The organism is Collinsella sp. AF37-9, assembly GCF_003475115.1.
Classification (GTDB): domain Bacteria; phylum Actinomycetota; class Coriobacteriia; order Coriobacteriales; family Coriobacteriaceae; genus Collinsella.
On sequence record NZ_QROQ01000023.1, the window covers coordinates 17,817 to 40,288 of the forward strand.

12 protein-coding genes are annotated in these 22,472 nt (G+C 57.5%); 10 read left to right on the plus strand and 2 right to left on the minus strand.

Annotated features, from left to right (window positions below):
• Positions 1–51 precede the first annotated feature (51 nt).
• The 10 genes from DW024_RS07485 (at position 52) to DW024_RS07530 (ending at position 20,689) form a co-directional block, all read left to right on the plus strand.
• Positions 52–1,098 (plus strand): hypothetical protein, encoded by a 1,047-nt coding sequence (locus tag DW024_RS07485; protein WP_147352066.1) that lies wholly within the window; start codon positions 52–54, stop codon positions 1,096–1,098.
• Positions 1,099–1,938: a hypothetical protein gene (locus tag DW024_RS07490; RefSeq protein ID WP_118377369.1), complete on the plus strand. Its 840-nt coding sequence runs from the start codon at positions 1,099–1,101 to the stop codon at positions 1,936–1,938. It abuts the gene before it with no gap.
• A 14-nt stretch (positions 1,939–1,952) separates the two neighbouring features.
• Complete coding sequence (locus DW024_RS07495) at positions 1,953–2,897, plus strand: hypothetical protein (RefSeq protein WP_118377370.1); 945 nt, start codon at positions 1,953–1,955, stop codon at positions 2,895–2,897.
• Positions 2,898–2,937: 40 nt separating this feature from the next.
• Positions 2,938–13,740, plus strand: coding sequence for a hypothetical protein (locus DW024_RS07500; protein WP_118377371.1), 10,803 nt, complete (start codon positions 2,938–2,940; stop codon positions 13,738–13,740).
• A gap of 698 nt (positions 13,741–14,438) precedes the next feature.
• Positions 14,439–14,834: a helix-turn-helix domain-containing protein gene (locus tag DW024_RS07505; RefSeq protein WP_117583684.1), complete on the plus strand. Its 396-nt coding sequence runs from the start codon at positions 14,439–14,441 to the stop codon at positions 14,832–14,834.
• A gap of 180 nt (positions 14,835–15,014) precedes the next feature.
• A complete protein-coding gene (locus tag DW024_RS07510) occupies positions 15,015–17,897 on the plus strand; it encodes a proton-conducting transporter membrane subunit (RefSeq protein ID WP_118377372.1) in 2,883 nt (960 codons plus the stop codon).
• Positions 17,898–17,909: 12 nt separating this feature from the next.
• Complete coding sequence (locus tag DW024_RS07515; RefSeq protein ID WP_117630032.1) at positions 17,910–18,527, plus strand: NADH-quinone oxidoreductase subunit B family protein; 618 nt, start codon at positions 17,910–17,912, stop codon at positions 18,525–18,527.
• The gene (locus DW024_RS10090) at positions 18,527–19,246 is read left to right on the plus strand and encodes an NADH-quinone oxidoreductase subunit C (RefSeq protein ID WP_158565184.1); all 720 of its coding nucleotides are present in this window, start codon (positions 18,527–18,529) and stop codon (positions 19,244–19,246) included. Before DW024_RS07515 ends, DW024_RS10090 begins: the two co-directional genes overlap by 1 nt.
• 5 nt (positions 19,247–19,251) lie before the next feature.
• A complete protein-coding gene (locus tag DW024_RS07525; protein WP_118377373.1) occupies positions 19,252–20,340 on the plus strand; it encodes a nickel-dependent hydrogenase large subunit in 1,089 nt (362 codons plus the stop codon).
• 7 nt (positions 20,341–20,347) lie between these two features.
• Positions 20,348–20,689: a 4Fe-4S dicluster domain-containing protein gene (locus tag DW024_RS07530; protein ID WP_118377374.1), complete on the plus strand. Its 342-nt coding sequence runs from the start codon at positions 20,348–20,350 to the stop codon at positions 20,687–20,689.
• Between the two features lie 819 nt (positions 20,690–21,508).
• On the opposite strand, the gene DW024_RS07535 is transcribed toward DW024_RS07530, so the two are convergent.
• Both DW024_RS07535 and DW024_RS10095 read right to left on the minus strand, forming a co-directional pair.
• Positions 21,509–22,138, minus strand: coding sequence for a response regulator transcription factor (locus DW024_RS07535; RefSeq protein WP_118377375.1), 630 nt, complete (start codon positions 22,136–22,138; stop codon positions 21,509–21,511).
• On the minus strand, positions 22,135–22,472 hold a 338-nt coding region (locus DW024_RS10095), incomplete at its 5' end, for an ATP-binding protein (RefSeq protein WP_369834741.1). The genes DW024_RS10095 and DW024_RS07535, both read right to left, overlap by 4 nt.

The window sequence follows — 22,472 nt, forward strand, 5'->3', positions numbered from 1 at the left end:
GCGGAAAGGATGGCACGCCCGCTAGCATGGCAAACGCAAGCGATGAGTGGCATGGACCGACATAGCGAGCTCCAGCAGCACAAGACGGCGGCCGAGTACCGCCAAGCTGCCGACGAGCACGCGCGGACCCTCAAGGATTTCTGGAAGGATTTCCTGGTGAGCGGTCTGTTTGTGCTGGCCGCCATCGTTGCCATCTTTGCATGCCTGGCCTGGTTTGCCGCGAATAACCGAGTGAGCGCCACGGGGAGCACGATCGGGGCGAAGGGTCCGCGGTTTGTGCTCTCGGGAACGCAGGGCGGCACGGCGGGCAAGTACGACGCCCAGGACAACTACGCGTCGGACAGTACAAGCCTTGCCGTGAACAATCTTTTCAACCTCAATAACATGAGTGCCGATGGCAGTCTCTCTCCGGGGTCGGCTGGTCAGCTCCAGCTCAACGTCAAGCCGCTCTGCAACGATCTGCACGATATCACGGTGGAGATGACCTGGGAGATTTCCGTCCAGACGAGTGCTGTCGGCATGGGCTCCGCTGCGGATGCATCGAAAAACGAAGAGATCATCAACTCGCTTAAAGATTTGGTGCGCGGTCATATCCTGGTTTTTCAGGGCAAAGACGCCTCTGGCTTTTACTCGAATCCGCTGGTCCCCACGACCACCACGGTGACCCAGGACGGGGCCAGCGTCACCGTCATTACGCAGAGCTTTACCATCCCAAAGTCGAGCTTTTACGCTGCGGACTCAAATAGCACGACCGAAACCGTCACCAAAACCCTCTACTGGATTTGGCCGGAGCAGTTCAAGAGCTATGTTCACACGGGCAACGCCGGCTACGGTGGCAACCTTTTCGCTAACACAGGCGACGAGGGGGGATACACAACCCTCGTCGGCGACATCAACAATAACCACGCGCGCTATTTCCGCGCCGATAGCACGAGCGTGCCAGGTCAGGCGCCTAGCGCGGTTCCGCCTGTCGGAGCCGGCATGTCCTCTGCGGATGTGGAAACCTGCGCCAGCTACTACAACAACGCCGACGAGATTATCGGCAAGAACGTCAAGTACATTCGCGTGCGCTTCACCGCCAAGGAGGCGGATAAATAAATGGACGAGCAGCTTAATGCCCGCGAGCAGGGCGATATCAAACACAACGAAGGAGCGGCAAACCCCGGCGGCAACGGGTTCGGCTCGCACGGCGAAGCGCGTCCGGCTGGCCGCATCGAGCGCATCAAGGCTTGGGTGAGCGACCACCGTCGCGAATCCCTGGCCATCGTGGGTCTGGTGGCCGTGCTTCTCGTGTTGCTGGGATTGACGCTCGGATGGTTCGTCGATGCCAATCGCGGCTCCACCGTTGGCAAGATCAAGGAGCCGGCAGAGCTCAAGGTGTTGGGCCCCAACGCTACGGCAGCCGAGCAGATCGACCTGAGTTACAACCCCGAATACGGCGATACCAAGACCGGCAACACGGTGACGCTCAAGCGCCCGTTTTGCGTGCAGACGGGCGGCGATGGGTTTGAGCTGCAGCTTGCGAATACGACCAACATTAAAGGTCTTACTATTGAGCTGTACAGAGCCGAGAACACGTCTGCGCTCCAGACGCCCGACGTGAGCGGTACCGCAGGCGGCAAATCTTATAGCTGGAAAGCAACCGGAGAGAACCTGCTGACGAGCTTCATGCCCATCAACGACGCGGGTGATGGCCTGGCAACCGAGCCGGTCCCCGGCGCAAGCGACCCTACATTCAAGGAGTACCAAAACGTCCAACGCAACGCGCGTCCACTCTACCGTTTCAAGGTGTTCAACAAAGGCGACCTCAACGCTAAGACACTCGACAACTCGACTGGCAATGACACACTCAACTTTATCATCAAGCTTTCGTGGGACGAGAGCGCCAAAGAGACCGACGTGATTTACCTGATCGCGCGCAACACGAGCGGCAAGTAGGAGAGGGGGCGCACATGGAGAAGCGAGAGAAACAGCAGGATGCCGAGCGCGAGCAGCTGGCAAAAAGTAAGAGCCTAGTCAAGAACAAGCTGGTTGTGGCGGCAATCGCACTTATTTGCGCCGTGGCGCTCGTGACGGGTGGCTACTTTACCTATTCCGCCTACACCGCCAACGGATTTCTAAAGTCCGTCGCCGCAACGGGCACTGCGCAGAGCCTATTTGCAAGCGATTTGCTCACGGGCTATATGAGTGCGCCTAGCCCCGACGAGCTCGCCCGTGCCCAGCGCTCCGTTACGGTGTATCCCAACAACGGGCAGTGCAACTTTACCTTTAGCATCTACAACTACTTGCTGGGCAACAGCAACTTCTGCAACGACAAAAATGTGACATACACCTTGACGGTCGAGGGGCACGGGCTCGATGGCGCCACGTGGAGCTATGCGCCCCAGCCCGGTAGCAGCGTCACGCTTCCGGAGAATCAACCTACCAAGAACGACTACACCGTGACCTTCCCCGAGGGTAAGTTGGGACAAGCATACTTTGTGATTAAGGCCACGGTCGTATCGGAGCAGAGCCCCGGCACCGAGCTAGCCTGTCTGGCGGCGAAAGTCGTGCCGTCAAAGAGGGCCGAGGTCAAGACCGCTGCGGTTGAGGGCGCGCTGGTCGATGAGGCTGGCAAGTTTGCTGATTACGCTGCGTACAACTACCGCGTGACGGTTACGGGCGCACCGGCAAACGTCACGCTCGCGTGGGGGGAGAACGTGGAGATCGACCCGTTCTTTGAGATCAACCATGGCGCGACGGTGGATGCTGCAGCTCGCAAGGCTACGTTCACCATGGAGCCGGGTTCGATGGTCGTCAACTTTTACCGAGCGGACGGCAAAACGCCCGGTGGCTGGGGTGACCTGGGCATTAGCGTGAGCGGGACTACCCTGACGGGCACGACGGAGACTCAATAACTCTGGAAGCAGAGTTTTTAGGATAAGAGGTACGGAATCGATGAGAACGGCAAAGCGCATACTCGCAGAGTTCATGACGGTGGTCATGGTGCTCCAAGCATGCTCGCCCACGGTGGTTGCTGTGGCGGCAGGCTGGCAGAACATCTCGAACGAGATTGCTGCCGCATCTGCGAAGGCGTTGGATACTGCCGAGGGCGGCGAGACCAACGGCGATGTCACGATCGGGTCTGGGTCGAGTGATACCGGCGCCGACAGCGACAGTGCTGGGGATGACGCGGCGAAGGATGACGCTGCAGCAGGCGATACCACCGATAGCGCCATGGGTTCCGATTCCACGGGCGACCAGACGGAAGGCGACGATGCCGCTGACGATGCCGCCGCTGACGACGCCGAGCAAGATGCCGATGATGCGACTTCGGAGGACGCTGAGGCCCAGGCGGGTGCGACGATCACGGATTTGAAAAAGCTTGTCGAGCTGCTCGAGGCTAATGGTGCGGAAGGCATCGAGCTCAAAGAAGATAACAGTGGAATCAAAAGCCTCAATGTCAAGTCGTCAGAGGCGTTCGCCGCCCTGTCTAACGCCGACGCTTCGCTTTACTATGATGCGCAGATCAAGGTTATCATCACGGGCGATGCGAAGCTCACCGAGTCGGCTAATAACGGCATGTCTTTCCAGGGCTTTGGCAGCGATGAGCATCCGTTTGAAGGCAGGATCTATAGGTCGCTGAATGGCGTTGATAGTCCCGTCGAGCTCACGACTGATCGGACGGTTTTTAATAGCCTCAAGCTGACCGACCAAAACAATATGGTCAAGATGAAGTGGGTGGGCGCGACTAGCTATAGCGCGCCGATGGTCGCTTCGAAGGTCAGCGGTGCGGAAAACAGCGAAGAGAGCAAGACGCTTAACGCGTCGGTTGACATCGTGGAACCCGTGAACGTTGATGTGAAGGATACGACTTCCGCCTTGACGGCACCCCTCCTGGGTGCGACGACGGGCAACCTTGCTGCGAACGTTACCTATAGCCTCACCGATTCTCGAAAGAATCTCAACGCGAATGCGACGGGCAACATTGGCTTGATTGCCAACACGGTCGAGAGCGGGAGCTTGACGGTTGAGTCCGTCACATTCCCCAACGATCTGACCTCAGGCGGAGCCGTCAAAACGAGCTCTGGCAACGCTGGCCTGCTCGTAGGCGAAGTCAAGGACGGTGCGACCCTGAGCATTGGCACTCTGGCAAACGTTCCCACCGCCACCGTCCAGTCTACGAACGGCTCCGCCGGTGGCGTTGTAGGACTCGTTGGCTCGAGCACGGGCGCCATGGTCAACGTCACGGAGGCTCTCGACCTACACGCGCTCGCCGTCAAGAGCACCTCCGCCAGCGGCGGTTTCATCGGACAAGCGACCAACCTGAGCCTTTCGCAATCCGAGGGCGCAAAGGTGGCGTGTCCTGAGCGTATTGGCGATTCGAATAGCAAAATCTCCGGCGGCTTTATAGGCAAGGTCAGCTTTATGCAGTCGGTTGAGTTTACTGGCAATAACCAAATCGATACGGGTAATGGCGTTACGCTTGCGGGCGCGGCGCATGTAAAGGGCGCGGTTGACGGAGCCGGCTCGGTTTTCGGCGTGCTGGCGCTGGACGATCCAAGCGTTTCTGTGTCATTCAAGGACGGCTCATTCAAGGGCACGTTTGGGGACGACGCCAGTAATGCTGCCTTCGGCGGCCTTATTGGCTTTGTGAGCGGCGCTGCGAATTCGACCGAAGAGACGAGTCCTCTAAGCCTTCTGAAAGTTGAAGGCGTGACGACTAAGTTTTCGCTCGTTAAGAGCCCATATTTTGCTGGCGGCATTGTTGGATGGCTTGGTACGTCCGCTATGCCCGCCGCGCTTGAAATTAATAATGCTACGGTCAACTGCACCCAGGTCGCTTCAACGAGCAACGGCTTTGGCGGAGCGGTCGGCTGCATCGATAAAAACAGCGTCGCGGATGTCAACGGGATTACCGTGAGCAATGAGGGCAGCATCGCCAAGGGCGCTGGCATTGCCGCGGAGTGCTGGACGGCCACGATACGCCTTGGGGGCGAAACCGATTTTTCCAAAATGCATTTTGGCGCGGGGGATGCTACCGCGCAAATAGCCATGGTGCGTTCCGATTATCCGTCGCTTGTGTTCGCTCGCGGCACGGGCAGCGACAGCGAGCCGACGAATTCCAATGAAAAAGACTACTGGATATACAAGCGGTGTAAGGATGCACCCAAGATTGATGATCTTGGCGGAGCCCAAGATGCCTCTAAGGGCTATGGGGAGGTCGTAAGGCTCGACGGATCGAAGCTAAAATGGAACCTGATTCAGCTCAACGAAACTACGCATAAGCCTGAAGGCCCTTCATCGGCCAACTATAGTTGGCAGGTTGGTTATGTAAATGGCGCCGACAGCGACAAGTGGAACCAGGACCACACGCTCGACATCGACGACATACAGGATTTTGTTGTCCTAGCATTGTCGATTCAGACCGGCGGCTTGTATAACGGCGTGTTTGGCCCGACCTCAAACATGGCTGACCTTCTTGGGAGCCAAACGGTAATCAACCTGAACTGCGATGTCGATTTGTCGGGCACGGGCATTGGGGGTCTTGGCCTTGACAGCCTGAACAACGGCATATCGTTTTCGGGAACGTTCAACGGCAATAATCATAAAGTAACCCTTGCCGTCGGCGAGCCGTATGGCACGCGCGACGGGAAGACGCTTGCCGCCGGCGATACGAGTGACGGCAACGGTAAGATTTACCGCCATGGTCGTCTGGGCTTGTTCAATGCCATTGGCGGTGCCGCGAAGGTGAGCAACCTCACCATCGGCGGCTTCATGAAATTCGATAACGGCCTCAGCGTCGATGCCGGTTCGCTTGCGGCGTCCATTACGGGCACCGCCGACGAGAAACTGACGTTGTCGGGCGTAGCGTGCGAGACAAAGATCACGTGTGATGATACGTTCGGTAACGATGCGAACATCGGTGGTATTGCGGGTAGTGTATCGGCGGCTGCAAGCGTTGATTTCGGTGGCAATAGCAAAGCACAAACGGCTATTGCTACAGGCAATACGCTCAGGGGCGACACCCGCATCGGCGGCGCCCTCGGTTATGTGGGTGATGTAACTTCGACATTCAATGTGACCAGCCTCGAAGTTGGCGGCTCAATCAATACTGGTGACTGTGCCGATGGCAAGATCGCCCAAGTCGGCGGCCTTATCGGCTGTATTGTTCAGAGTACCTATAATGTCAAAAAGGAGATAGTCAGTTCGGCTGTCAAGAACGTCAACATTATGGGGCTCGCATACGACTCGTTCGATATGGCCGTGGGCAAGAACGGCGACAAGTACCATGGCGCCGGCGGCCTTCTGGGCTACAGCTGGGGCAACGCCATCGTTACCATTGGCGATTCCTCTGCGAGTTCCGACGATAGGCCCTACGCTCTTAAGACGAATGAAACTACTGTGACTGCGAATGGCTCAGTTGAGGTCGGCGGTCTTGTATATGCCACGAGCGGTCATTGGATCATCAATGACTACGCTGTCAATTTGGCGGGCGCTTCTTTCAATACCGATAGCGCCACTACGCTTGGCGCTCTTATTGCTCGAGGCAGTACGTCCGATTCGGCCAACAGCTTTGGCGCCGAAATCTCCTACACTGGCCTATATCTGGAAGACAAGGCCAGTTGGGAAACCGCTTATGCTGTGGGCGGGGCGTCCATTGTCGCTCCAAAGGTAACGACGTTTGATGAATGGGTCGCTAATGGCGTGAAGCCCGGAAGCAAGTTGATGGATAACGGCTGCAATGCGATCGTTTCGCTTCATACCCAGGCTGATACGTTAGACATGAGCGGGGATCCCGCCAAGGACAATAGCTATCGAAATCGAACGGTTTTCGGCGAGGGCGAGGATCACAAAACGAACGGGTCTGTTCGCTATTACTACAATCTGGACAGGGCTTTGACTCGGGTGAAAGACCTCAATGCGTCTGTAATGAATACGCCCGAGCACCTTGTTTTGTGGGCGGCGAGGAAATACGCCCCAAGTTCGACATGTACGTATCTTACCGGTGACAAAGAGAAGATTTTTACCAATAACGTAATCGGCCCCAAGAGCGGCAATCCGGTCACTATCGATTTGACGGGCTATAGCTACTATCCCTCAAATGTTAGCGACAACAATGTGACCATCCAAAACGTAGAGATCATCTTTTGCTATTCGAAAATAAAAGATGAGCAGCAAGGCAATAAAAGCAACGACTCGGCTACTCAGCATGAGAATATGCATTGCGGTCTTATTCGAACGATTGGCAACAGGAGCCTCACCGTTAGCAGCGTAACGCTTTCGGGAACAGTGGGCAGAGCTAAAAATGATGACGCAAAAGGACTTGACCCCAAGAGCGTATCGGGTGCGCTCGTACTTCGTTGTGCCTACGGAGCATCTGGCGATAAGAAGGCAGCGATCACAATTGACACACTGAAGCTCAACGGCCTGCAGGTCGATGGAGCGATGGACAAGCAGTATGCGCCGCTGCTGATAAACGCCATAACAAGGTACGTCAATTTGGATGTCAAAAATGTAACGACGTCTAAATATGCTGACAATTCTGGCGTCAATAAAACCGCGGCTTCAAGTTTGTTCGGCTATCTGGGCTATGACAAGAATTCTGATCAGGTCACAGCAAAGTTTGAGCAAATAAGCCTGCCTAGCCAGAAGGGCAATACGATTTTCACCCACGCGAGCCTGCTGGAGAGCTTTGGCTATACAACCACGGGTACTGCGGACTATACCTTTACCAAGGCCGATGCCATGGCCGGTAATGTGACGTACGGAAGCGAAATCGATGCCCAAGGCAAGGAATACACTGGCAAGCAGCTTTGGTATTACGATGAGGCGACGTATGGCACCGATGAAGGCTTGGTAGAGACGGATAATGACGAGAAGGCAAACGTTGAAGCTCAACGGTTCAGCAATTATCTTCCCTATGTAGCCAAGGGAAAAGCCACCGAGAACGGCGTTCAGTACCACGAAATCAAAGTCAACCAGCGCATTCCTAACTTCACGACGGGTTGCGGCACCTATGGCGACCCGTACGCGATTACCTCGGCATCGGAGTTCAATGCGGCGGCGAACTACATCAACAACGGCACCGCTCTTGACGGCTGGGAAGTTACTATCGTAAAGGACCAATCGGCGCTTTGCCAACGTCGAAACGGGGGCAGCGTCGATAATGAAGTTACCTATGTCTATAAGCAGACGAACGACACCAAGAAGAAGTGGGAGAAGAAGGTCGACGATGCGACCGACTCCAATGATGTGCTTTCCGACGATACAATGCGTCGGTATCTGCAAAGTGCGTATTACAGCATTGAGCCCAAGTCGGATGCGGATAACACAATTGAGCTCGATGGCTCGGCGTTCGCCGGATTCGGCACCTCGGCATACCCGTTCCGCGGCGTCATCGTTGGCGACGTGAACGGCACGGCTGCAACGATTGTAATCAAAAACAATACTGGCTCATTACGCGGTCTTATTCCTTACAGCTATGGCAGCGTGGTGCGCAACCTGAACATTCGCTATGTGGATGCACAAGCGACTATTACTTATTCTGCCAAGGATGCGGATGGTGTTCCGACGGCGTTTTTCGGCGGCGTTATCGGCTGCATTCTTGGCGGCGATAACATTATTGATGGCGTGGTCGTTAATGGGACGACGGCCGATAGCCCTACAACCGGGTTTACGGTTGCTGGTGGCGGAACTAAGCCGCATCTTGTTCCCATTGGCGGCTACGTCGGCGCCATTGCGGGCGGCGGCGTGATTTTCCGCCATACGGGCGATTCATGGCGTGGCGGCACAAAGGAAAAGTTCCTGCCCGCTGCGAAAGGCGGTGCCAACTCCCAGCTGTACGACAACCCCTACGTTGGTCGTGTGATTGATGGCTATGCCTTTAGCGAGGGCTGCGACGTTGAGAACGGAGACTCTAACTACAAGATCAACAAGCTTGATGTGAATGACACCGGCTGCGTAACCACGACCGATACGTACGTGAAATTCAGCTGGGATGCCGGCCAGCAAAACAACAAGGCTCCTAAAACTACAGTCAAAGATCGACAGGGCCTGCTCGTGCTGTCTGCCATTATTAACAGCGGCGCGGGTGCCGGTGCTGCTCATACCGACTCGACTGATGGCAATGGCACGTATCGCGGATCACATGCGTATGAGGGCAATAGCGTTCGCGACCCCACCTCCTCGACGGGATACAAGTTCGGAAATGAACGGTATGGCAAGGTTCGCAATGCGCAGTATGCTGCGGTTGGAAATCCTGCTGAAGCAGCAAAGGGCGATTTCGCGATCTCGATCAATGACGACCTTAAGGCGCCAGGCAACCAGGAATACCAAGGCCCATTAAACGGCGAAGACGGACAAGATATTAATTCGCCCTATTTGGTGAAGAAATACGCGACCGATTGGCGCACGGGCTATGTGTGTGCGATGGGCGTTTGCGGCATGGACCTGCAGTTTAAGCAAGGCGACCCCTATGATATGACGGATTACGGCTCGGGTTTCTTGGGTCTTTCGGGCCGCTATTACTCAAACGCATGCGCGACCGACAAGAAGGTCAACGACAAAGATTTCATCACCCCGGGTATCGCCACCATCAACGGCAACGGCGTGACGATTAAGGTTAAGAACAACACGCGCGAGTATGTCGATGATGACTACAACATTGCAGGCGTAGGCGGCTTGTTCAGCACCATCAAGTTCTACTCGAATCAATTCAATAAAGGAAGCATTGAAGAGAGCGGCAATGCAAACGTATGCAATCTCAACTTCGAGAGCTGCAACATTTCGCTTACCTATGTAACTCCGAACGGGGAGGGGCAGTCCACGTCGACGAGCAACACAAACAGCGGCTCGGTGGGGGTAGGCTGCCTTGCGGGCTCAACTGCAAACCAGGGAGTTTCTGGCAAGGTCGCCTATGGCGTGTTCAAAAACGTCGGCATTTCTAACAGCACCGTAGCCGGAGGCTGCACGGCGGGCGGCCTCATTGGAAGTGCTGGCCTTATGTCGCGCAGCACCGATGGCGCCAACGGTTCGATTGTGAATTATAGGGGAACGTCCTCTCCTGTGCAGCTCTACGACTGCTCGTACACCGGCCTTAACGTCACGGGCGAGAAGAATGTCGGTGGCTATGTGGGTACGGTCGCCTCGGCGTGCAGTGTGTGGACAACCGCAGGCACAGGGGTGAGTGAAAGGACCGTTGGCAAAAACTCGACCATAACTGCCACAGGGACAGTGCCCTACGTGGGCGGTGTGCTCGGCTATGTCGAAAGAAGCGATATCTCGGTCAACACCACAATCGGCACCACTGAGGTAGTCCCGTCGAGCACGGCAGTCATCTCTGGGGTAAACGTGCTTGCCACCGGGTCGAACTCCGATGACCATATGGGTGCCGGCGGCGTGGTCGGACGCGCCCGTGGCGGCGTAATTTCTATGAGCAACGTGCGCATTGATGGCAGAGTCGGCACCGAGAACGCCGTCATCGGCGATGAGACCGGAACGAACAATAGCATCTACAATGCGGGCGGCCTGATTGGTGAGGTTACGAGTAGCGGTAGCCCCAACAAGTACTGGTTCGACGACTGCAATGTCAAGAATGTCAGCATCGCCGGCACCGGCAAATGCTCGGGAGGGCTTATCGGCTACTTCTTCAGCAATGTGAATATAGCCTGCAACAACATCGCGATCGAGAACGCTACGATTAAGGGTAACTGGAGCGGCGGTCTGCTTGGCGCGAATAACGCGTCTAACAGTGGCTCCGTCATCATCAATGTCACCAACACAAAGGTATCCAACACCACGTTTAGCGAAAAGTCCAACGGCGGCATTATGGGCGATGGGCGTGGCCAGTTCCATCTGGTAAACGTGCTTATGGATGGCAACACCTACAAAAAGGACGCTAAGCAGGGCGTGCTTTTGGGCGAGGTTGACACAGGAACAAATAAGTACAGCCTCTCCGCAGCGGGCGTGGATGTAAAGCCCGGCAACGGCAAGACCACAAGTGACCTGCCACCGATGGTTTACACGACCAATACGGCCGCCGTAAACATGAAGTCGTATATCGCGTTTGGTGACTATAACGACACACTGGAAGCACCTGACAAGGGGATCACGCTCTACGGCGCGGACAATACCGCCACCACGGCAGCGAGCCCGTATGTGACCGCGAGCCCCGTAAGCACGCTGGCGGTGCGTGCCTCCGACAACGACACCACCGATCGCTACCTGTTTGGCGACGGCGCCACCATCGACACCGCGGCGACCGTCCAGAGCGAGGCAGGCACCGGTGTTGCCGATCGCTACACCTACACGAATATCGGCGGCATTAATGACAACGGCGCCTATCAAAATAAGTCGAGCTACGATGCCTCATCCGTGGCCAGTAAGTTCAATTCGAATAATGATACAAGCAACAACCAAGCCACAACGGATTTCCCTGTTTTGGTGATCTCTGGCAACGACAACACGACGGTCAAGAGCTATCTAAACATCGTCACGAACGGCGGCTTCTCCGACGCTTGCAGATTGAATAACGAGAATGGCACCAATCCGCACGTGACGGCCAAAGCAGAGGTTTTCCAACTCAAGGATGGTGTGTTCGTTAGAGACGATGACGCGTCGAACAATCCCACGCTTCGCGTAGTGAACAATGGCACGAACAATATGTCGTTTAGCCCAAGCTCCGATTGGGACAACGGCAAGGGCCGCTTTACGCTCCTGACCGTTACCTTTACCGAGGCGGGTCAGAGCTACAACGTTCAGGTGCCGATCATCGTTAAGCGCAAGCTCGAGATCGATTTCACTGCAACGTATGATTACGGCACTAAATTTAAAGAAAGCGACTACGCTAACCTTGGAAAAGATGCACACGTGCTTACGAGCTTTGGCGAGCCGATGACGGGTCTGCTTACCTGGACATACAATTCTGCCAATGGGAAGGAAGTCGACTTTGGCTGGGACAGCTATATGGCTGCTGGCGGCTCGATGAAGGGGCTCGGCAAGAGTATCCTCTTCAATGGTGCCGACGGAAGGTTGCCCCAGGGCACCCAGCTTACGCTCATCGATGCGAACGTTGATGGCAAGGCCGGTGGCAGGGAATATCACTATACGGTGGGCGAAGGCGGCGCCACGAGTGTTTCGCTGAGCGGAAACGATGGCTTTAAGGATTCTGCGGGCAATCCATATCAGGAGCGATGGCTGAGCGAGATTTTGGATGTGTCGGCCACACAGGATGGCGCCGGCACATGGACCGTGTGTGATAACGAGGCAGAGGCGACCGCTAAAGCGAAACTCGATGGCAAGTGGACGCTGTTTAAGGTTGCGGGTGCTGACGTTCCCAGCAACAGTCGCTATACGCTAAAGGTACCTAAGGAGAAGGATACCGGCAGAGAGAAGCGTGCATCGGAGAGCGTCTACCTAGTTGTCAACGTGCCCAAGTCGGGCGACGGCGTGACGCAAGCTAATATCAACGGTTTTACGGCTTCGTCTATTGACTCGAATTCTTCGGGTGGCCGCATATCTTGGAATCTGCATCACGTTTTGCGCACCGATAGCAACGACGATAATCAAAACGGTACGGCATCGACATACAGCATCTTGTCCAATTATGAGCAGAATGTAGTCGACAAAAAAGATGGGGCGTGCATTCCGGTTTCGAAGTCGGAGGACGGTGCCGCCTACGTTCTTTCTCTCGATGTCATGGATACGGTTACGTTTAGCCCGAGCCAATACTATACAGAGAGCGACCATCTGTTCTATCAGCTCGACACATCGCTGTGTCGCTATGGCGCCAACAACAACCTAATGGGAGTAAGCAGTTTCCCGAGCGGAACCTCGGCAATTGCGAAGTTCTATGTTGCCGTCGGCAATCAGAACTACAGGTGGAATGGCAGCGATTGGGTGACGTGTGACGCTTCAACGCCTGCGTTTACACAGATTGTGACGGATACGGGTGATGACTCACTGAGGCTCACGCTCGACCATGACCTTGCCGGAATCCGCAAGCGTGCAACGGGCGGATCCTTTACCGTGCGTACGGTAGTGGAAGAGATTCGCCTTACGCCGGACGGCTGCAACAAGGTTATCTCCCTGTCCAAGCAGTCTGGCGAGGACGCCTGTACCAAGATGTCCTATACCGCCAAGCTTTCGACGCGCGATTCTGGTCTTGCCACCTCGAGCCTGGCGATGACGAAGCGCGGCAACGTTGGATACTATCGCATGGACACGGGTGATACGACCATTACGCTATCGGCACCTGAGAAGTCGCAGCTTGGCATTAACGTGGACGACCTGCGTCCGATCGCGAATGGCACGATTGGTCTGGGTGCCACGTATGAACTGGGTGGACTCAGCAACGCCGCCGAGGCAATTGCGAACGCAGACTCTGTTGTGTACACGCTCTCGCTTCAGCGCCGCGGAACCGACGGCACGTATGAGAGCGTAACGGATGATATCTCAAACTACGTAACAGTGACGGAGAGTAAGCTTGCCGCGGTCGCTCCCTCCGGTAGCACGATCACCTTCACTGACTCGAAGGAGAACGGCAAGTTCAAAACGAAGAACGGTAATACGACGTTTAGCCTGCCCTTTACCGTTAAGGTCAACACGCAGGTTGAACAGCGTGAGCAGTTCTACGCGAACTATCGCTTGGTGATGACAGCGAGCCTGGTTAAGGGTGACGTGGCGAGCGCAACGCCTCAATCGCCCGACTATGTGACCTATACGCTCACGAGGGTGAACCTCAACGGCATCGACCACTAGTTCCGAAGCCAACTGGCTTCGCAAAGGGGGCGGCAACCACCCGGTTGCCGCCCCCTTTCTAGTCTGCGCGATCCCAGTCTTGGACTCCGCTGGACAGTTAGTTCAGATACGTATAATTCCAGACCGCAGCAGGCGCATCCGGCGCTCGTTTTGGGGAAGAAAGGGGCTCAAAACTAGGGTTCGGTAGCCATCTGGGCTCGATTCGCGTGCAATGAGTCGCCAAAGAACCCTCTCCGGGGACCATAGCGCAGCTTTATCAGCATAGAAAAATACGTATCTGAACTAACTGTCCAGCCGCCGTTGGAGAAAGGTGTTTTAGCTCTCCCGACCCCTCCACCAAGCTTTCCAACTTTCCACTTAACTTAACACCTAAGGTGGAAAGCTGGTAAGTTAAGTGGAAAGCTGGAAAGTAAACGGAAGGCTGACGTGTTAACTCACAGGCTAGGAGGGGTTAATAATTATGAAAACCATACCAAGCGAAACAAAAAGATATCAATCTGGTTGGTAAAACACCATCAATGAGCTGCGGGCTAACTAGCTGCGTAAATTAAACGTAAAGAAATGTCGCAAATTAATAGCAAATGCCCAGATGCCGCCGTTGCTTTTTCGATTAACTGCTACGCGCGAACAGTAAAATGCTACTATCTAACTTGCACGTAAGAAAGCAGATTAACGGTTAAGGCTAAGAAGTGGCAGGTATGTCGGAAGCAACAAGGACTCGCACGCATGCGCCCGAGGTTAGGCAGCGCGCCGTCGAGGTCCTCCAAGAGGGGGTCGGTCATCGCGTCCTCGCCGCGGAGCTCGGCATTCCCCAGGCCACGGCTCGTCAGTGGGCCCGCGCATATGCCGTGGACGGTGCCGACGCCGTTCTCAACGCCGGTTCGCATCATCACACCTATTCGTACGAAGTTAAGCTCGCCGTGGTCAAGGACCGCTTGGAAAACGGCTTAACGGTTCGCGAGGCCATGATCAAGCACAAGATTCCTAGCGAGTCTTCGGTCAAGGCTTGGTGCCGTCAGTACCGCGAGAGCGGTGAGTCCGCACTGGTCGATAAGCCGCGCGGTCGCAAGCCGCGCGTTAAAAAGGCGGAATAGCAAACGGGATGGTGCACCCACAGGGGCGCATTTTTCTTGCCGCCCCTCTGCTCCAATGCGGGCGTGCCCTTACCCCGTACGCCTAAAACTCCCCAGTTGACCGAAAACCCGCCGCCGCTACTCCTCAACTGAGCTATAACGTTAAACAATTGCAGCGTTTTTGCATGGGGGAGTGATGGTATGACGCTACTGTATTTCCTTACCCTGTTTCCGCTGGTACCAGCGCTGGGCATGCTGCTCGCGCGCGGTGACCGCGCCCGCGATGCGGTAGGGCTTGTAGGCTCTGGCATCATTATGGCGGTGACGGTTGTAGTCGCCGTCATGTTTTTTGGCACGGGTCCGCAGAGCTTTGAGGTTGCCCCCGGCACCTCGCATGTGCTCTCGATCATCAGTTCCGTTATCGACGTCATCCTGTGCGCTGTCATCCTGTACAACGCGTACAAATATAGGAACGCGCTCACCACGGTGCTCGGCATAGTCCAGCTGGTGGGCTCGCTCGCCTTTGCAGCCATGACGCTGCCCGCGGCCGAAGCCGTCACGGCAACGCCACTCTACCTGGACTACATGAGCGTGATCATGGTCCTCGCCGTCGGCATCGTTGGCAGTCTAATCTGCTTGTATGCCCTGGGCTACATGAAGGACTTCCAGGCCCATGACGAGCACGAGGCCGCGCTGCGCGGGCAGACCGCGCCCGACCGTCGCCCGCAGTTCCTGGCGCTCATGTTCCTGTTCCTCTCGGCCATGTTCGTCATCGTGACGAGCGACAACCTTGAGTGGCTGTTCTGCGGCTGGGAAATCACCACCGTGTGTTCGTTCCTTATGATTGGCTATACGCGTACGCCCGAGGCCATCAAGAACGCCTTTACCCAAATCATCCTCAACATGCTGGGCGGCATCGCGTTTTTGGCCGGACTTATGTATCTGCACGTTAACGGCATGCCGCTGACCATCTCGGGCATGATCGAGCTTTCCGGCACCGGAACCGCGCAGTCCGCGCTGCTGGTGATGCCGGTCATCCTGTTGTCGCTCGCCGCGCTCACCAAGGCCGCACAGATGCCGTTCCACACTTGGCTGTTGGGTGCCATGGTTGCACCCACTCCCACGAGCGCCCTGCTGCACTCGTCAACCATGGTCAAAGCCGGCGTGTTCCTGATGGTCAAGCTGAGCCCACTCTATGCCATCTACCCCGTGACCGGCTTTATGGTCACGAGTGTGGGTGCCATCACGTTTTTGTTCGCTGCCCTCATGGCCATCTCGCAGAGCAATGCCAAACGCGTGCTCGCGTACTCCACCATTTCCAACTTGGGCCTCATCAGCGCCTGCCTGGGTGTCGGCGCGCCCGAGGCCGTGTGGGCCGCCATCTTCCTGATCCTGTTCCACACGGTGGCAAAGTCGCTGCTGTTCCTGTGCGTGGGCACGGCCGAGCATCATATCGGCAGCCGCGATATCGAGGACATGGACGGTATGTTCAGCCGCATGCCGCACCTGACGCGCCTGATGATGCTGGGTATCATGGGCATGTTTGTGGCGCCGTTTGGCATGCTCGTGTCCAAGTGGGGCGCCCTGGTGGCGTTTGCGCAGACCGGCAACGTGCTCATGATCATGGTGCTTGCCTTTGGCTCGGCCGCGACGTTTTACTTCTGGGGCAAGTGGCTTGCTAAGCTTTCGGGCATCGATCCCACGGCTCAAAACGTTGAGGTCAATGTCCATAAGACCGAATGGATGGCGCTTAACACCATCGCCGCGCTGCTGATTCTGTGCTGCGTGGCGTTCCCGGTTATCTCGAGCGGTCTGGTGTCGCCCTACCTCGCCATGGTGTTTGGCCGCGTGCCGTACGTTATTGGCAAGGACGCCATGTATCTGATGGTGGTCATCGTGGCGTTTATCGCCGTGGTGCTGCTGACGTCGTTCCGCGTGAGCAACAAACCGCACGTAAACGTATATCTTTCGGGTGTGGGAACCGACAATTACCGCCATTTCCGCGGCTCGATGGGACACGAGGTGAAGGCCGAAAAGCGCAATTGGTACTCGGAGGACGCCCTTGGCGAGAAGCGTATTGGCCCCGCGGGTAGTGTTGTTTGCTGTGCCATCATCCTGTTTGCGCTGCTGTGCTGCGCGTGGATTGGGCCCGAGAGACTCGCCATGAGTGCGCCCTCGGTGCTGCGCGGCAAGTATTTCGAAGGTTCGGGCGTCGTGGGCATCTTTATTGGTACCGTGGCGTTTGCCTTGCTGGCGCCTTTGGTTGGTGGCCTGATCGACGGCGTTGACCGCAAGCTTTCGGCTCGCATGCAGGGCCGTGTGGGCCCGCGCCTGCTGCAACCGTTCTACGACGTTGCCAAGCTGCTGCGCAAGGCCCCCGCCAGCGTAAACACCATGGACGATACCTACATGGCGTGCGCGCTCATCTTTACCGTCGTGGGCGGCGGCATCTTTGTGTCGGGTTCCAACACGCTGTTGTGCGCTTTTATGGTGACGCTCGCCGCGATCTTTGTGGTGCTGGCGTCCGCTTCGACGCAAAGCCCGTTTGCCCAGGTCGGTGCCGACCGCGAGCTGCTGCAGGTTATGAGTTACGAGCCCGCCGTTTTGCTGATGAGTGTGGGCCTGTACCTTGCCACCGACAGCTTCGACTCCATCGCCGTGACGGGGCAGTCGGCCCCCATCATCGTGTACAGCGCGCCCATTTTCCTCGCACTGCTCGCGGTGCTTACCATCAAGCTGCGCAAGTCGCCGTTTGACCTTTCGTACTCACATCACGCGCATCAGGAGATTGTCCAGGGCGTCGCCACCGAGATGAGCGGCGGCACGCTGGCCAAGATGACCCTTATGCACTGGTGCGAGACCGTGCTGTTTTTGATGTGGGTGGGCATGTTCTTTGTCTGGGACAGCCCGGTGAGCTGGGTCGTAGCCCTGGTCGTGATGGCTGCGACGTACTTTGTCGAGGTCCTGATCGACAACACCTTTGCCCGTAGCACCTGGCGCAGCTGCTTTAAGCTCGGCTGGGGCGTGGCGCTGGTGTTTGGCCTGCTCAACCTTATGCCCATCCTCGTTGACGTGTTTATTTAGGAGGCGGCATCCATGGATCATAAAATGTCGCGCTCGCCGTGGGTTATTCATTACGACGGTTCGAGCTGCAACGGATGCGATATCGAAGTGCTGGCCTCGCTCACGCCGCTGTTCGATGCGGAGCGCTTTGGCGTGGTCAACACCGGCAACCCCAAGCATGCGGATATCTTTTTGGTGACGGGGTCGGTCAACGCCCAGAACCTGCCCGTCGTGCGCCAGATCTACAACCAGATGCTCGAGCCCAAGTGCGTGGTGGCCTGCGGTATCTGCGCGTGTTCGGGCGGCGTATTCCGCGATGCCTATAACGTGATCGGCGGCGTGGACCGCGCGATTCCCGTGGACGTGTACGCGCCCGGGTGCGCCATTCGCCCCGAGACCGTGATCGATGCCATCGTTGAGGCGTGCGGCATCCTGGACCAGAAGGAGACCGTGTTGCGCGCCGGTGGCGATCCGCTCACCGTGGGCGGTGCCGCTACCTGGGACGGTGGCGTTGAGCTGGGCGAGGACGGGTTTGTGGCTGCGGGGGCCGGGACTGACGGTGCCGGTGACGCGCCTGCCGGGAAGCCTGCTGCGCCCGCCGCTGGCGACGCACCTGCTGAGACGCCCGCCGCTGCAAAGGAGGCCGAGTAATGCAAAAGGCTATCTATACCACCGTCGGGATCGACAAGCTCCTGTCGCATGTCCAGGCGCTCAAGGGCGTCGGCGCGCGCTTTGTGCAAATGCATGCCGAGCGCAACGTCGACGACGGCTCGTATCGCTTGGTCTATACGTTTATCAACGTCCGTGCTGCTCAGGAGCATATTGCGCAGGACGGCAGCTATGCGATCGAGAACCTGGTGGTCGAGGGCATCGACCAGTACCAGGAGATTCCGTCCATCAGCTCGTATTACCCCGCGGTGTTCCCGTTTGAAAATGAGGCCCACGACCTGTTTGGTCTTGCCATCACCGACATGCAGATCGACTTTAAGGGCTTTTTCTACCAGGTCTCGACTGCCGAACCCATGAGCGTCATCACGCCCGAGGTGAAGGCTGCGCGCGAGAAGGCCATGAAAGTCCGCGCGGCCGCCGAGGCCAAGGCGCGCAAGGCCGCGGCCGAGAAGGCCGCCGCGGCTGCGGCTGCTGCGGGGGAGGGTGCCGCGGGTGCCGGCGATGCTGCGGGCACTGCCGCTGCTCAGCCCGCTGCTGCTGCCGGCTCCGATGCCCAGCATGACGATGCCGCTGCGAAGGCCGCGCTCAAGGCCGCCGAGATGGAGGCAAAGCTCGCCGCCATGGATCCCGAGAAAGCGGCCAAGGTCCGTGCGGCGCTTGCCGCCAAGGCCGCCCGCGACAAGCAGAAAAAGGAGGCGTAAGGTCCATGGCTCATCGCTCCGTAATTCCGTTTGGCCCGCAGCACCCGGTGCTGCCCGAGCCGCTTCATCTGGACCTGGTGATCGAGGACGACCGCGTCATCGAGGCAATTCCGCAGATCGGCTTTGTGCACCGCGGACTCGAGAAGCTCACCGAAAAGCGTGACATGCACCAGTTTGGCTACATCGCCGAGCGCATCTGTGGCATCTGCGCCGTGGGTCACAGCTGCGGCTATGCCAGCGCCTGCGAGCGTATGCTCGACATCGAGGTGCCCGGCCGCGTGCAGTATATCCGCACCATTCTGCACGAGCTTTCGCGCATTCACTCGCACCTGCTGTGGCTGGGCCTGCTCGCCGATGCCTTTGGCTTTGAGGCACTGTTCTTTCGTTCGTGGACCCTGCGCGAGCAGATTCTCAAAATCTTTGAGAGCACCTGTGGCGGCCGCGTGATTCTGTCGATCAACGAGATCGGCGGCCTTAAGCACGACATTGAGGACTCCGAGCTGGCGGGCATTGTCCAGACGCTCGATGCCATGCGCCCCGACTACGAGGCCCTGGTGCATACGTTTTTGGACGACGACAGCTGTGGCGAGCGCCTGCACGGCGTGGGTGTGATCAGCAAGAAGGACGCGCTGGAGCTTTCGATGGTCGGCCCGTTTGGTCGCGCCTCGGGCGTGGACTACGACGTGCGCATGTTCGGCGACGGCGCCTATGCGGACCTGGCTGCATTTGAGCCCATCGTTGCCACCGACGGCGACTGCTATGCCCGCTGTCAGGTGCGTTGTGCCGAGGTCACGCAGGCCATGGACATTATTAAGGAGCTTGTCAGCAAGATCCCGCACGACGGTATCGGCGGGCGCACCAAGCTTACGCCGGCCGACGGCGCGCGCGGCGAGGTTGTGATTGAGCAGCCGCGCGGCGAGACGTACTACTATGTGCGCGGCAACGGCACCAAGAATCTGGACCGTTTTCGCGTGCGCACGCCGACGTCGCAGAACCTGGCGGGTCTGACACATGCGCTGCAGGGCGTGCTCCTTGCCAACGTGCCCATGATTATCCTGACCATCGACCCCTGCATTAGCTGCACGGAAAGGTAGGCGCGGCATGAGTTTGCTGACTTTTGCCAAGACGGCCTTGGGTTCTATGGTCAAGCAGCCGGTAACGGTGTGCTATCCGCAGGAGGGGCTGACGGCACCCGAGCGCTTGCGCGGGCATATCGTCAATGACATGGACGTGTGCATCTGCTGCGGCATGTGCGCGCGGCGTTGCCCGGCGGGCGCGCTCGCGGTCGATCGCAAGGGCGGTACCTGGTCGATTGACCCGTACGCCTGCGTGGTGTGCGGCGAGTGCATCGAGAGTTGTCCCAAGCACTGCCTGAGCATGGACACCGCGCGTACTCCAGTTGCGGCGGACAAGACCCCCACGGTAGAAACCAAGCCGGAATAGCTCTGGAATAGAGCTGGAATAGAGCTGGAATAGAGCTGGAATAGGGGCCGGTGGGGCAAAATGCCCCACCGGCCCCGCGCTTAAACGCGCGGTTGGGCCGTCGCAAGCAAAACTATGCCGGATTACGGGGCTGGATAGCGAACCTCCGACCATACAGAAAATCGCAAAAACAAAACCGCAGGTAGACTGCTTGCTGTTTTTCAAAAATAGGGGGTATGGATGAGGGCTCCGACTTTAGCTCCGTAATCCGGCGTAGTTTTGGAATGGCACCATATCCGTAACAGCCTTTGATCTCCCGTGGACAGAGGGAAACGGATCATTTTGGCCTTGCGAGGGCTGCCGCGTGACCCGTCTGCCACGAAATGGGCCCATCTACTGCGTTTAGACGGCAGCCCTCGACCACGGCAAGTAATGTGAAATGAAAACCGCAGGTAGAACGCCTGCGATTTTTCATGAAACGCGGCTATGGTCAGGGGTATCGGGTCAAACGTAGTAGATGGGCCCATTTCGTGGCGAGCGCCGTCAGCCGATCTCCGCGGGCGGAAGAAAGCAGATCATTTTGGTCTCGCGAGGCTTGCGGAGGCGCTTGTGCAGGGCCACCCGAACAAAACTATGTCGGTTTACTACGATGAATTCGACATTTCCGACCATGACTGCATTTTTCTAAATATTACAAGCGTTCTACCTGCGGTTTTGCAAGCGCGCAATTTACCGTGGTCGAAGGTGGGCGATTCATCGTAGTAAACCGGCATAGGTTTGAAATGGCATTAAATCGGTAGCATCCATTTTGCTATGCCGGAGCGGTTGGCCGTTGGGTAATTACCCTCGCAGATAGGCGATGGCGATTTGGGTGCGGTTGCGTAGCCCCATTTTGGCTAGGATTGAGCTGATGTGGTTGCGCACCGTGCCTTCTCCCATATAAGCCGTGGCGGCAATCTCCTTGTTGTCGAGGCCGCGGGCGATGAGCTCGGCGACTTCGAACTCGCGGTCGGTCAGACCGGCAAAGGCCGCGGGCCGGCGGGTCGCACCGGCCTCAGTGTCCGCCCCATCAAAGTCGACATCCTCGATCGCCTTACCCTCGAGCACGCGTTTACCGTCCATGACCTGCGCCAACGCCGGTGGAATGGCGGCGACATCGGTTTTGATCAGATAGCCGCGGGCGCCCAGTTTAAGCGCCGACACAATGTACTCGTCATCCGAGAATGTCGTCAGAAACACCACGCGCGCCGCAGGGTCGCGCTCAAGGATCTCGCGTGCCGCCGAAAGTCCGTCGCGCCCCGGCATCTGAATGTCGAGCAGCGCGATGTCGGGCGTGTGCTCAGCGTAGAGCGCGACCGCGTCGTCGCCATTGGCGCCGGTACCCACCACCTCGATCTGCGGCTGTGCGCCCAGGATAATCTTGAGCGAATCGACCACCAAACGGTCGTCGTCGACAACTATGAGCCTCATCGGGCCTCATCTCCTTGCTGTTTGGGAACGGTGGCAAACACACGCCAGCCGCCGGCGCCGGCGCGCGGGCCGGCGGTGAAGGTGCCGCCAAGCGCCTCGACGCGCTCGCGCATGGAGCCGAGCCCCATGCCCTCGGCGATGCCGCGACCGCCCGTCTGGGTCCCGCCCGTGCCATCGTCGGTAACGATGAGCTGGTAAAACGATGGATGCTCCAAGCATCGCACAACAACGTTTTGCGCGCGGGCGTGGCGCATGGTGTTGGAGAGCACCTCGCGCAGGACCGCCGCAGGTAGCGCGCAGAGATGTGGTGTAAGAGGCGGGGCATGCCCCGCCT

Bases quoted from the DNA above. Each gene is read 5' to 3' on its own strand.
- DW024_RS07485 (WP_147352066.1), top strand. From the start codon at position 52: ATGGACCGACATAGCGAGCTCCAGCAGCACAAGACGGCGGCCGAGTAC.
- DW024_RS07490 (WP_118377369.1), top strand. From the start codon at position 1,099: ATGGACGAGCAGCTTAATGCCCGCGAGCAGGGCGATATCAAACACAAC.
- DW024_RS07495 (WP_118377370.1), top strand. From the start codon at position 1,953: ATGGAGAAGCGAGAGAAACAGCAGGATGCCGAGCGCGAGCAGCTGGCA.
- DW024_RS07500 (WP_118377371.1), top strand. From the start codon at position 2,938: ATGAGAACGGCAAAGCGCATACTCGCAGAGTTCATGACGGTGGTCATG.
- DW024_RS07505 (WP_117583684.1), top strand. From the start codon at position 14,439: ATGTCGGAAGCAACAAGGACTCGCACGCATGCGCCCGAGGTTAGGCAG.
- DW024_RS07510 (WP_118377372.1), top strand. From the start codon at position 15,015: ATGACGCTACTGTATTTCCTTACCCTGTTTCCGCTGGTACCAGCGCTG.
- DW024_RS07515 (WP_117630032.1), top strand. From the start codon at position 17,910: ATGGATCATAAAATGTCGCGCTCGCCGTGGGTTATTCATTACGACGGT.
- DW024_RS10090 (WP_158565184.1), top strand. From the start codon at position 18,527: ATGCAAAAGGCTATCTATACCACCGTCGGGATCGACAAGCTCCTGTCG.
- DW024_RS07525 (WP_118377373.1), top strand. From the start codon at position 19,252: ATGGCTCATCGCTCCGTAATTCCGTTTGGCCCGCAGCACCCGGTGCTG.
- DW024_RS07530 (WP_118377374.1), top strand. From the start codon at position 20,348: ATGAGTTTGCTGACTTTTGCCAAGACGGCCTTGGGTTCTATGGTCAAG.
- DW024_RS07535 (WP_118377375.1), bottom strand. From the start codon at position 22,138: ATGAGGCTCATAGTTGTCGACGACGACCGTTTGGTGGTCGATTCGCTC.